Below are 11,938 nucleotides of genomic sequence, written 5' to 3'. Positions count from 1 at the left end.
GCCGCACTCGAAGCCACAGGCATCCAGGTCCAGGTCACTCCCACGCCAACCCGAACCGCGCCCCCAGACCCGACCACCCGCCCGTGGCCACCGCCGCCAGGCCCGAAGCCACAGGCATCCCGGTGCGAGTCAGTCCCGCACCCACCCGAACCGCGCCCCAGACCCGACCACCCGCCCGCAACCACCACCGCCGCACTCGAAGCCACAGGCATCCAGGTCCAGGTCAGTCCCGCGCCAACCCGAACCGCGCCCGCAGGCCCGACCGCTCGTCCGTGGCCACCGCCGCTGTACCGGTCGTGACCGTCTCGTACACCGACAGGATGTCCGCGCCGACCGTCGACCAGTCGAAGCGCCGCACATGGGTGCTGCCCCGCTCGCGCAGTTCGGCCCGGCGCGCCGGGTCCGCCAGCAGGCGTACGGCCGCCTCGGCCAGCGCGTGGGCGTCCTCGTTGGCGAAGACCTCGCCGGCCTGACCCTGGTCGAGGACCTGGACGAAGGCGTCGAGGTCGGAGGCGAGCACGGGGGCGCCCGCCGACATGGCCTCGACGAGGATGATGCCGAAGCTCTCGCCGCCGGTGTTGGGCGCGATGTACAGGTCGACACTGCGCAGGAAGCGCGCCTTGTCCTCGTCGCTGATCATGCCGAGGAACTCGACGCGGGAGCGCAGTTCCTTCGGCAGGTCCTCGACGGCCGCCTCCTCGTCGCCCCGCCCCGCGACCAGCAGGCGCGTCTGCGGGCGGGCGGCGAAGATCTCCGGCAGGGCCTTCATCAGGACCGGCAGGCCCTTGCGGGGCTCGTCGATGCGGCCGATGAAGCCGATCGTGTCGCCCTGCCACTCCGACTTCGGCTCGGCCTCGGCGAAGAAGTCGACGTCGACGCCGTTGGGGATGACCACCGCGTCGCCGCCCAGGTGCTCGACCAGGGTGCGGCGGGCGTACTCGCTGACCGCGATGCGCGCGCTGATCTTCTCCAGGGCCGCCTGCAGGATCGCGTACGCGGCGATCATCGCGCGCGAGCGGGGGTTGGAGGTGTGGAACGTGGCCACGATGGGGCCCTGGGCGGCCCAGCAGGTCAGCAGGCCGAGCGACGGGGAGGTCGGCTCGTGGATGTGGACCACGTCGAACGCGCCGTCGTGCAGCCAGCGCCGCACCCGCGCGGCCGACAGGAAGCCGAAGTTCAGCCGGGCCACCGAGCCGTTGTAGGGCACCGGGACCGCGCGGCCGGCCGAGACGACGTACGGCGGCAGCGGCGTGTCGTCGTCGGCGGGGGCGAGGACGGAGACCTCGTGGCCGAGGCGGATGAAGTACTCGGCGAGGTCGCGGATGTGGAACTGGACGCCACCGGGCACGTCCCAGGAGTACGGGCAGACGATCCCGATTCTCACGAGGGTCCCTTCGCGGGGTCGAGGTCGGCGAGCCACAGGCGCTGGAGCATGTGCCAGTCCTCCGGATGGTCGGCGATCCCGGTGGCGAAGGCGTCGGCCAGTTCCTGTGTCATGACAGACGTCTTCTCGGCCCGCGTACCTGACTCCGGTACCTCGACCGGGGCATGGACCTGCCCCTTCATGACGGGCGAGTCGTCGTACCAGAGCGTGACGGGCAGCAGCAGGGCGCCGGTCTGCTGGGCGAGGAGGGCCGGGCCCGCGGGCATCCGGGTCCGCTCCCCGAAGAAGTCGACGTCGACGCCGGAGGCGGACAGGTCACGGTCGGCGACCAGGCAGACCAGGCCGCCGTCGCGCAGCCGTCGGGCCAGGGTGCCGAAGGCGGTGCCGCCGCTGTGCGGCAGAACCTCCATGCCGAGGCCCTCGCGGTAGGCGACGAAGCGGTCGTAGAGCGTCTCGGGCTTGAGCCGCTCGGCGACCGTCGTGAAGGGTGTCTCCAGCCTGGTGGTGACCCAGGCGCCGGCCAGGTCGTAGTTGGCCATGTGCGGCAGGGCGAGGATCAGGCCCCGGGGGGAGGCGATCCCGTCGGTCAGGTGGTGCACGTCCTTGCACTCGAAGCCCGTCTTCACGCGCTCGGCGCTCCAGGCGGGCAGCCGGAAGGACTCCATCCAGTAGCGCAGGTACGAGCGCATGCCCGCGCGCGAGAGCTCGGCGAGGCGCTCGGGGGTGGCGTTCGGCACCACGCGCGCGTAGTTCGCCTCCAGGCGCTGCACGCCCTTGCCGCGCTGCTTCCAGACGGTGTCGGCGATGGTCTGCCCGAGCCGGACCGCGACGGGTTCGGGGAGCTTCTTGACGGTGCTCCAGCCGAGGCCGTACAGCGCGTCGGTGAGCCGTTCGGCGGTGCTCACTTCGCCGCCTCGCTCCCCTGGGACGCGTCGTGCTGCGCGGCCGCCGCCTCGGCCTCGGCGGACTCGCGGCGGACGGTGACGACCCGCTGGATCAGCGTGACGAGGCTGCCGACGGCGACGATCCACAGGGCGACCGGCAGCAGCCACTGGATGCCCGGCACACCGAACGTGTGGAGGCCCGCGAGACCGGCCGCGACCAGCGAGATCACCAGGCGCTCGGCGCGTTCAACGAGCCCGTTGACGGCGACCGGCAGTCCGATCGACTCGCCGCGTGCCTTGGTGTACGACACCACCTGGCCGCTGGCCAGGCAGAAGATGGCGACGGCGCACAGGACATTGTCGTTCCCGTGGCCGGCGTACCAGAGCGCGAAGCCGCCGAAGATCGCACTGTCGGCGACCCGGTCCAGGGTGGAGTCAAGGAACGCGCCCCAGCGGCTGGAGCGGCCCAGCTGGCGGGCCATGTTGCCGTCGACCAGGTCGGAGAAGACGAACAGCGTGATCACGACCGTGCCCCAGAAGAACTCGCCCCGGGGGTAGAAGACCAGCGCACCCGCGACCACACCGGCCGTGCCGATGAGCGTCACCGTGTCGGGGCTGACCCCCCGCCGGATGAGAAACGCGGCGAACGGCGTGAGGACACGCGTGAAAAATGCACGCGCGTACTTGTTCAGCATGGCCTTCCCGACGGTCGGTGTCGCCGCGACCCTGGTGGCCACCGGCTGGCCCATCGTAGCCAGGCGCGCGTGTGCGTGACGGGCGGGCACCCGCAGCCCGTGCCCCGAGCCGGTGCACGCCCGCACGCGCGGGGCGCGCGTGGCGCGATCGGCGTCCGTCGTATGGACGCAACGTGACGGGAGTGGAAAGCTCGAAGGACCGCGGGCGTCGCAGGAGCCGCCAGTGCACGCGGCGCCGCGTGTCCGCGCCCCAGTGACCTCACCGTGCACGGGAGGCAGGATCATGGGCGACAAGACACAGACACACCCCGGGGCCGCCGGCAGGGCAGTGGCGGCCGACCACCCCGCGTCCGTACGGAATGTGGTGCTGGTCGGCCACTCCGGTTCGGGCAAGACGACGTTGGTGGAGGCCCTCGCGCTGACCGCGGGGGCGGTGAACCGGGCGGGCCGCGTGGAGGACGGCGGCACCGTCTCCGACTACGACGACATCGAGCACCGGCAGCAACGCTCCGTACAGCTCTCCCTCGCGCCGGTCGAATGGAACGGCATCAAGGTCAATGTCCTCGACACCCCCGGGTACGCCGACTTCGTCGGGGAGCTGAGGGCCGGTCTGCGAGCAGCGGACGCGGCCCTCTTCGTCGTCTCGGCCTCGGACGGGGTGGACGGCTCGACCCGCATGGTGTGGGAGGAGTGCCAGGCCGTCGGCATGCCCCGCGCGATCGTGATCACGCACCTGGAGGCCGCGCGCGCGGACTTCGAGGAGATGACCCGGGTGTGCGCCGAGGCCTTCGGCGCGGACGACCCCGACGCGGTGCTGCCGCTGTACCTGCCGCTGCGCGGGCCGGAGGGCCCCGACGGGCACGCGCCCGTGACGGGACTGATCGGGCTGCTGTCGCAGAAGCTGTTCGACTACGCGTCAGGGGAGCGCAAGGAGTCCGAACCCGGCGAGGACCAGCTGCCGGACATCGACGAGGCGCGCAACCGGCTCATCGAGGGGATCATCGCCGAGAGCGAGGACGAGACCCTCATGGACCGCTATCTGGGCGGCGAGCAGGTCGACGTGAAGACGCTGATCGAGGACCTGGAGCGGGCCGTCGCACGCGGCACGTTCTTCCCCGTCCTGGCGGCCGCCCCCGCCGCCGAGGGTGCCAAACAGGGCCTTGGCACGGTGGAGCTGCTGGAGCTGATCACCGGCGGGTTCCCGACCCCGTTCGAGCACCCCATGCCCGGGGTCAGCACGATCGACGGCACACCGCGCGAGCTGACGGCGTGCGACACGGACGGGCCGCTGGTCGCCGAGGTCGTCAAGACCGCCTCCGACCCCTACGTCGGCCGTATCTCGCTGGTCCGCGTCTTCTCCGGCACCCTGCGCCCCGACGAGACGGTGCACGTCTCCGGGCACGGCCTGGCCGACCGCGGGCACGAGGACCATGACGTCGACGAGCGGATCGGCGCGCTGTCCATGCCCTTCGGCAAGCAGCAGCGCCCGGTGACGCACGCCGTCGCGGGCGACCTGGTGTGCGTGGCCAAGCTCGGCCGCGCCGAGACCGGGGACACGCTCTCGCCCAAGGACGACCCGCTGCTGATGGAGCCCTGGCAGATGCCCGACCCGCTGCTGCCGCTGGCCATCCAGGCGCACAGCAAGGCCGACGAGGACAAGCTCTCCCAGGGGCTGGCCCGCCTGGTCGCCGAGGACCCGACGATGCGTCTGGAGCAGAACCAGGACACCCATCAGGTGGTTCTGTGGTGCCTGGGCGAGGCCCACGCGGACGTCGCCCTGGAGCGGCTGCGCAGCCGGTACGGCGTCCAGGTCGACGTCGTCCCGCACAAGGTCTCCCTTCGGGAGACGTTCGCCGACAAGGCGGCCGGGCGCGGCCGGCACGTCAAGCAGTCCGGCGGGCACGGGCAGTACGCCATCTGCGAGATCGAGGTGGAGCCGCTGCCGGGCGGCTCGGGCATCGAGTTCGTGGACAAGGTGGTCGGCGGCGCCGTACCGCGCCAGTTCATCCCCTCCGTGGAGAAGGGCGTACGGGCGCAGGCCGCCAAGGGGGTCGCCGCCGGCTATCCGCTCGTGGACGTGCGGATCACGCTGCTGGACGGCAAGGCGCACTCGGTGGACTCCTCCGACGCCGCCTTCCAGACGGCGGGCGCGCTGGCCCTGCGCGAGGCCGCGGCCGAGACGCGGATCCATCTGCTGGAACCGGTGGCCGAGGTGACCGTGCTGGTCTCCGACGACTACGTGGGCGCGGTGATGAGCGACCTGTCGAGCCGGCGCGGCCGGGTGCTCGGCACCGAACAGGTGGGCTCCGGGCGGACCCTGGTCCGCGCCGAGGTGCCCGAGTTCGAGATCGGCCGCTATGCGATCGACCTGCGCTCGCTGTCCCACGGCACCGCCCGCTTCAGCCGCGCATACGCGCGGCACGAGCCGATGCCGCCGCAGATCGCCGAGCGGATCCGCGAACAGGCGGGCGAGACGCCGTAGCGGCCGTGGGCGGTCGACTCCGGGTATCGGCGGGCGGCTTCGGCCGTCCGCCGACGGAGTGTCAGTGGCTGCGGATACGCTGATCACCTGATCACGTCGTGCCGAACTCGTGCGGTACTGATGTGGTATCGGCGCGACGGCCTGTCCAACAGGTGTGCGGAGCGCGGAAGTCGGGAAGGCCGCAGGAGCAAGACCGGCGGCGAGGGGGGCGGGAATGTCGGTGGGAACGGAGTGGGACGGACCTCAAGTGCCCGTCTCCGGTGACGGGGGCGAGGCGGCGACCTTCGCCCTGGCCTCGGCGGCCTACCGGGACAACGGGCTCGAGGAGATCAAGAAGGCCGACAACGACTGGCACCAGTCGACCGTCAAGCCGGGCCGCAAGTGGGCCACGATCTTCCGGCCCAACCTCGGCGAGGCGTTCTCCCGGGCCGTGGCCGACCGCATGCTCGCCCCCGGCCGCAAGCCGCTCATCCAGTCCTTCGGTGCCGATCCCCAGGTCATCGTGGAGCACTGCCTGGCGGCCAACAACATCCGCCGGGACCGCGACAACCGGCTGTCCCTCCTCATGGTGGCGTGCGGCCTGATCTTCCTGCCGGGTCTCATCGGCTGGCTGGTCGTCTTCCAGCTGCGCAGGTTCGTCGCCAGGCGCGACGCCAAGCGGGCGGGGTGGCTGGCCAGTGCCCTGCTCTACGGGGTCGGCCTGCTGGCCGCGCTGTTCCTGCTGAAGATGCCGTTCCACGGATTCTGGGCCTGGTATGCGCGGGCGGCGGTGGTCGCCCCGGTGCTGGGGTGGTTCCTGGCCAGGCGGATCTGCGAGCGCACCGCGAAGGACCTGCGGGCGCGCTGGGACGGCCTGCTCTCGGGCAGCAGCGTCGGTGCGAAGGTCCCCGAGGCCGTGCCGCGCAGCCCGGGCGAGACCGCGGCCGAGCAGCTGCGCCAGTCACTGGCCCGGCTCAGCGCGGAGCAGCAGTCCAACTCGGTCTTCTACGCCGGCCCCAAGGGCATACTCGGCATGGGCACCCGCTGGGGTGCCTGGCAGCTCGCCGAGGACCTGGTGTCGGCCGACCCCACCCGGGAGATCCACCCCTTCCGCAGCTGGGACGTCGTACGCGCGATCCACGACCAGCTGCGCATGCTGGAGCGCGGCCCGCTGAACACCGGCGGCTTCCCCCGGCCGTCGATACGGCACTGGATCGTCACGCCGATCGGCGAGAAGGCTGCGGCGGTGTCCCGGCCGGAGGGCACGGACGTCGAGGCGTTCCAGGTCAAGTCGCACGCCATACAGGACATCTGCAACAAGCAGCAGTTCGGCAGCGGTGACCGGCACTACCTGGGTGTGCAGTGGACGCTGTGGGACGGGCAGCTGGTCATCACCATGCTGATCACGGTGACCGTGCTGCACGAGACGCTGCGCATCGAGGTGACCGGGCATGCGCTGGGACCGGTGAACCCGCTGTTCACGGCGAAGCCGGAAGCACCGACCAAAGAGGTCACCAAGTCGTTGAAGCCCTGGGAGACCCGCACGGTCAAGCTGCCGCTGGTGCCGACCGACGAGGTGGTCCGGCTCGCCGCGCGCGCCCCGCTGACCTGGTATCCGCCGCTGCTGAACTGGCTCGGCGGCTCCCTCGTCCTGCCCGAGCCGTTCGGCCTGCGGCATGCCTGGGCCGACCAGCCCTGGCGGCACCGCTTCATGGCGGACGATGCGCTGCGGGCGGCCACGCCGGTGCTGCGGGTGGTGCACTCGGCTGCGATGCGGGTCCTGGAGGACAACGGCGTGGACACGGAGAAGTTCGGCAACCGGTCGTCCGTGCTGAGTGGGCTGGTGCAGGATCCGACGCCGCGCAAGGCCGACCTGTACGACGCGTAGGTCTGGGGGCTGCCGCCCCCAGGGCCTCACATCACATCGCCGGCCATGCCTCTGCCAGCATCTTCCGGGTGTCCGCCAGCAGCTGCGGCAGTACCTTCGTGTGGCCGACCACCGGCATGAAGTTCGTGTCGCCGCCCCACCGCGGGACGATGTGCTGGTGGAGGTGGGCGGCGATGCCGGCGCCGGCCACCGTGCCCTGGTTCATGCCGATGTTGAAGCCGTGCGCGCCGGAGGCGGTGCGCAGGGCGGTCATCGCCTGCTTCGTCAGCTCCGCCAGCTCGGCGGTCTCCGGCCCGGTCAGGTCGGTGTAGTCGGCCACGTGCCGGTAGGGCACGGTCATCAGGTGGCCGCCGTTGTAGGGGTAGAGGTTGAGGACGGCGTAGACGTGCTCGCCGCGGCGGATGATCAGGCCGTCCTCGTCGGACTTGGCCGGGATCGAGCAGAAGGGGCAGCCGTCGTCGGCCCCCGGGCCGGTCGGCTTGTTCTCGCCCTGGATGTAGGCCATCCGGTGGGGCGTCCACAGGCGCTGGAACGCGTCCTGCGTGCCCACTCCGATCTGCTGCTCCGGCTCACTCGTCATGCAAAGCAGCATATGGCTTCACCCGTTCGCGGCGTGTCGCAGGGGCGAAGGAGACGACGGCAGGGGCCCCCGGCGGATGAGATCCGCCGGGGGCCCTGAGCCGGGACGTCCGAGACGTCAGACCTGCGTCCGGTCCTCCACGACCTTGGCGATCTTCGCGATGGCCTCGTCGAACGGGATGCCGTTCTCCTGGGAGCCGTCGCGGTAGCGGAAGGACACCGAACCGCCCGACATGTCCTCGTCGCCCGCGATGACCATGAAGGGCACCTTCTGCTTCTGGGCGTTGCGGATCTTCTTCTGCATGCGGTCCGAGGAGGAGTCCACCTCGACGCGCAGGCCCTGCTTCCGGGCCGCCGCGGCGAACTTCTCCAGGTACTCGACGTGCCCGTCGCCGATCGGGATGCCGATCGCCTGGACGGGGGCGAGCCACGCCGGGAAGGCGCCCGCGTAGTGCTCCAGGAGCACCGCGAAGAAGCGCTCGATCGAGCCGAACAGGGCGCGGTGGATCATCACCGGGCGCTGCTTCGCGCCGTCCGGGCCGGTGTACTCCAGGTCGAAGCGCTCGGGCAGGTTGAAGTCGAGCTGGATGGTCGACATCTGCCAGGTGCGGCCGATCGCGTCCTTGGCCTGGACGGAGATCTTAGGGCCGTAGAAGGCGGCGCCGCCCGGGTCCGGGACCAGGGGCAGGCCCTGCTTCTCGGCGACCTCACGGAGGGTCTCCGTGGCCTCTTCCCAGACCTCGTCCGAGCCGACGAACTTCTCCGGGTCCTTGGTGGACAGCTCCAGGTAGAAGTCGGTCAGGCCGTAGTCGCGCAGCAGGCCGAGGACGAAGGTGAGCGTCTTGTCCAGCTCCTCGGACATCTGCTCACGGGTGCAGTAGATGTGCGCGTCGTCCTGGGTGAAGCCGCGGGCGCGGGTCAGGCCGTGCACGACGCCCGACTTCTCGTACCGGTACACGGTCCCGAACTCGAAGAGGCGCAGCGGCAGTTCACGGTAGGAGCGGCCGCGCGCGTCGAAGATCAGGTTGTGCATCGGGCAGTTCATGGGCTTGAGGTAGTAGTCCACGCCCTCGTCGAGCTGCATGGGCGGGTACATGCCCTCGGCGTACCAGTCCAGGTGGCCCGAGGTCTCGAAGAGCTTCCCCTTGGTCGCGTGCGGGGTGTAGACGAACTCGTAGCCCTCTTCCTCGTGCCGGCGGCGCGAGTAGTCCTCCATCACGCGGCGGACGATGCCGCCCTTGGGGTGGAAGACGGCGAGGCCGGAGCCGATCTGCTCGGGGATCGAGAAGAGGTCCAGTTCGTTGCCCAGCTTGCGGTGGTCGCGCTTCTCGGCCTCGGCGAGGAAGTCGAGGTACGCCTTCAGCTCGTCCTTGGACGGCCAGGCGGTGCCGTAGATGCGCTGGAGCATCGGGTTCTTCTCGCTGCCGCGCCAGTAGGCGGCCGCGTTGCGCATCAGCTTGAACGCGGGGATCAGGCGGGTCGAGGGCAGGTGGGGACCGCGGCAGAGGTCCTTCCAGCACAGTTCGCCGGACTTGGCGTCCAGGTTGTCGTAGATCGTCAGCTCGCCGGCACCGACCTCGACGTCCGCGCCGTCGTCGTGCGACGCCGAGCCCTTGAGGCCGATCAGCTCCAGCTTGTACGGCTCGGAGGCGAGCTCCTCACGGGCGGCCTCGTCGGTGACGACCCGGCGGGAGAACTTCTGCCCCCGCTTCTGGATCTCCTGCATCTTCTTCTCGACGGCCTTGAGGTCCTCGGGCGTGAACGGCTTCTCGACGTCGAAGTCGTAGTAGAAACCGTCCTTGACCGGCGGGCCGATGCCCAGCTTGGCCTCGGGGAACAGCTCCTGCACGGCCTGCGCCATGACGTGCGCGGTGGAGTGGCGCAGGATGTTCAGGCCGTCCTCGGAGGAGATCTCGACGCCCTCGACGGTCTCGCCGTCCCGGACCTCGTAGGCGAGGTCCTTCAGCTCGCCCCCGACACGCGCGGCGATGATCGAGCGCTCGCCGGCGAAGAGCTCGGCGGCCGTAGTGCCCGTCGTCACCACGCGTTCTTCCCGCTCGGAATCGCGTTGGATGATCACACGGACGTCTGACACCGGTCTCTCCTGACTGAAGGTGGGGTGCGGCGCCATACCAGGAGCGCGCGCACAAGGGATCGTACCGACCCGATGGCGCCGACCGCGAAACGGTCACCCTCAGTCCTCGGCCCCGTACGCCTCCCCGCATGCCTCCTCGAAGAAATCGAGGTTCTCCTGGAGGGACTTCATCAGCTGGTCCCGCTCGGCATCGTCCACCTGTACCGGTACGACCCCGGAGGCGCCGGTGAGCCTGCGGAAGCCGCCCCGGCGCTCCAGCCGGCCGTGCACCCGTACCGGGAGGCCGACGAGGTGGGCGTGGCCGGCGATGCGGTAGTCCTCCTCGTCCAGGGTGACGCGGACGTGCGGGACCTCGGCGCCCGCGAGCACCCGCAGCCGTACGGTGCCCTCGCCGCGCGGACCGGACCGGCGCAGGCGGACCACGGCGCCGGTGATCCGGACCGGCACGGAGGGTTCCTCCTGCAGATAGCGGGCGCCGGCCGCACGCAGTGCGGGCAGGTCACCGGGCGAGAACTCGACGGGTTCGGCCGAGGCGGCGCAGCCCTCGGGGACACCGGCCCCGGGCGCCCATGCGACGGCGACGCGCGCGCCCTCGGTACCCCGGACGAGCGTGATCAGCGCCTCGGTCAGCTCACGGCTGACGCCGGCCTCGACCGCGCCGTCGAAGGCGTCCATACCGCCGGTGGCGCGTTCGTAGTCGATGGCCTCGCGGGCCGCGTACAGGGCCTGGTGGAGGCGGACGGCGAGCGGCCGGCCGGTGGGCACGGGCGCGAAGGCGGTCAGCCGACGGCCCTCGGCGGCCGGGCCGACGAGGACGTCCTCCAGCAGGGCGGCGGCGGGCCGCCGGTGCCGGGCGCCGTAATAGCCCGCCCGCGCGCGCGTGGCGAGCGCGGCCGCGAGGAGCATCTGCCGGGCAGCGGTGCGCAGTTGCTCGTCGACGGTCCAGGGCGCGGCGCCCACCGGCCCGCTCGGGGTGTCCCGCCACCAGCGGATCTCGTCACTGGGCACGGCGAGGGAGATCAGCACCTCGCGCGCGGAGGGCGTGTCACTGCGGGCGAGGGCGTCGAGGGCCTCGCCGAGCAGGTCGTCGCTGTCGGGGAAGGCCCGGCTCTCGGGCACCAGCAGGCTGGTCCCGCCGCTGCCCGGTCCCGGCGGGGTCCAGCGGCCGTAGCGCCCGGCCGCTCCCCCGCGCCGCTGCCAGCCGTGCCGGCCCAGCAGGGCGCCGAGCACGGCGGGGTCGACCTCGGCGGGGTCGGGGGGCCGGTTCCAGGCGAGGTCGTCGGGGTGCTGCCGGACCTGCCGGACCGGCCCGTCGTACGGACGGATTCTCATGGCCTGCCTCCCGTCCCGACCCGCGTCATGATCTCGCACAGCGCCCGGTCGTCGAAGATGCGCGAGGTCGGCATCCGCACGGTGGTCCGGTGCCGGCCGGTGACCGGATGACCGGCCAGGTTGACCCAGTAGCAGCAGTGCCTCAGGTCGAGCCGGTCGTGGCTGGCGCGCAGCCAGTCGTCCTGGGAGCGCGGGACGAGCATGACGACCAGGATCTTGTGCACCGAGACGGGTGTGCGGGCGAGTTTGCGCAGGTGGTCGTTGTCGAGCGTGAAGGAGAAGAAGCGGCCCGGGGGGTTCGGCGGGACCTGGTAGGTGCACTTCAGCTGCACCTTGATGGTGACCTCGTCGTCGACGGTGTGTCCGGGCGCGCTGTGGCTGACGTGCCAGTCGATGCCGTTGTCCGGGAAGGGCTGGGACAGCGAGCAGCCCGCTGCGGCGGCGACCGCGTGCAGATAGCCGACCTGCAGTGTCTCCATGCAGGCGGTGGTGGCGAGCGTGCCGCGAAGAGGGTCCCTGCGTTCGGGCAGCAGCCCGCCCCGCTCGGGCTGCGCTATGGCCATGACCAACAGCCTTCCAAGCCAAGAGTTTCCCCGTACCGGGCCGCTGAACTGCAAAGA

General features: G+C 71.3%; 9 protein-coding genes. 2 read left to right on the top strand and 7 right to left on the bottom strand.

Translation table 11 applies throughout. The annotated features are described in order from the left end of the window. Positions 1-223: 223 nt before the first annotated feature. From AQI88_RS12665 to pgsA, 3 genes are read right to left on the bottom strand one after another with little or no spacing between them, the layout of a single operon-like run. On the bottom strand, positions 224-1,384 hold the full coding sequence (locus AQI88_RS12665) for a glycosyltransferase family 4 protein (RefSeq protein ID WP_066996756.1): 1,161 nt from the start codon (positions 1,382-1,384) through the stop codon (positions 224-226). After that, positions 1,381-2,289 carry a phosphatidylinositol mannoside acyltransferase gene (locus AQI88_RS12660; RefSeq protein ID WP_066996753.1) on the bottom strand — a complete coding sequence of 303 codons (909 nt, stop codon included), beginning with the start codon at positions 2,287-2,289 and terminating at the stop codon, positions 1,381-1,383. The genes AQI88_RS12665 and AQI88_RS12660 overlap by 4 nt, the downstream gene beginning before the upstream one ends. After that, a complete protein-coding gene (gene pgsA / locus AQI88_RS12655) occupies positions 2,286-3,017 on the bottom strand; it encodes a phosphatidylinositol phosphate synthase (protein ID WP_066996750.1) in 732 nt (243 codons plus the stop codon). The genes AQI88_RS12660 and pgsA overlap by 4 nt, the downstream gene beginning before the upstream one ends. 229 nt (positions 3,018-3,246) lie before the next feature. Between pgsA and AQI88_RS12650 the strand changes: the two genes are divergently transcribed. Together AQI88_RS12650 and AQI88_RS12645 are read left to right on the top strand one after the other, a co-directional pair. After that, positions 3,247-5,445 carry an elongation factor G-like protein EF-G2 gene (locus tag AQI88_RS12650; RefSeq protein WP_066996747.1) on the top strand — a complete coding sequence of 733 codons (2,199 nt, stop codon included), beginning with the start codon at positions 3,247-3,249 and terminating at the stop codon, positions 5,443-5,445. Positions 5,446-5,659: 214 nt separating this feature from the next. Next, positions 5,660-7,312 (top strand): hypothetical protein, encoded by a 1,653-nt coding sequence (locus AQI88_RS12645; RefSeq protein WP_066996744.1) that lies wholly within the window; start codon positions 5,660-5,662, stop codon positions 7,310-7,312. Positions 7,313-7,343: 31 nt separating this feature from the next. Here the strand turns inward: AQI88_RS12645 and AQI88_RS12640 are convergent, their stop codons facing one another. The 4 genes from AQI88_RS12640 to AQI88_RS12625 form a co-directional block, all read right to left on the bottom strand. Beyond that, positions 7,344-7,904 carry an HIT family protein gene (locus AQI88_RS12640; RefSeq protein WP_066996741.1) on the bottom strand — a complete coding sequence of 187 codons (561 nt, stop codon included), beginning with the start codon at positions 7,902-7,904 and terminating at the stop codon, positions 7,344-7,346. 105 nt (positions 7,905-8,009) lie between these two features. Beyond that, entirely contained in the window at positions 8,010-9,986 is a 1,977-nt protein-coding gene (thrS, locus tag AQI88_RS12635) for a threonine--tRNA ligase (RefSeq protein ID WP_066996738.1), read from the bottom strand. Positions 9,987-10,085: 99 nt separating this feature from the next. Further along, positions 10,086-11,318, bottom strand: coding sequence for a hypothetical protein (locus AQI88_RS12630; RefSeq protein WP_066996735.1), 1,233 nt, complete (start codon positions 11,316-11,318; stop codon positions 10,086-10,088). Continuing rightward, entirely contained in the window at positions 11,315-11,881 is a 567-nt protein-coding gene (locus AQI88_RS12625; RefSeq protein ID WP_066996732.1) for a DUF4365 domain-containing protein, read from the bottom strand. Before AQI88_RS12625 ends, AQI88_RS12630 begins: the two co-directional genes overlap by 4 nt. Positions 11,882-11,938: the final 57 nt, after the last annotated feature.

The sequence above is a fragment of the Streptomyces cellostaticus genome, assembly GCF_001513965.1.
In the GTDB taxonomy this organism is placed as follows: Bacteria; Actinomycetota; Actinomycetes; order Streptomycetales; family Streptomycetaceae; genus Streptomyces; species Streptomyces cellostaticus.
This window is presented reverse-complemented; position numbering and strand designations above follow the sequence as displayed.

Excerpts from the sequence above, each read along its gene's own strand:
- AQI88_RS12640 (WP_066996741.1), bottom strand. The coding sequence starts at position 7,904 with ATGCTGCTTTGCATGACGAGTGAGCCGGAGCAGCAGATCGGAGTGGGC.
- AQI88_RS12645 (WP_066996744.1), top strand. The coding sequence starts at position 5,660 with ATGTCGGTGGGAACGGAGTGGGACGGACCTCAAGTGCCCGTCTCCGGT.
- AQI88_RS12625 (WP_066996732.1), bottom strand. The coding sequence starts at position 11,881 with ATGGCCATAGCGCAGCCCGAGCGGGGCGGGCTGCTGCCCGAACGCAGG.
- AQI88_RS12630 (WP_066996735.1), bottom strand. The coding sequence starts at position 11,318 with ATGAGAATCCGTCCGTACGACGGGCCGGTCCGGCAGGTCCGGCAGCAC.
- pgsA (WP_066996750.1), bottom strand. The coding sequence starts at position 3,017 with ATGGGCCAGCCGGTGGCCACCAGGGTCGCGGCGACACCGACCGTCGGG.
- AQI88_RS12650 (WP_066996747.1), top strand. The coding sequence starts at position 3,247 with ATGGGCGACAAGACACAGACACACCCCGGGGCCGCCGGCAGGGCAGTG.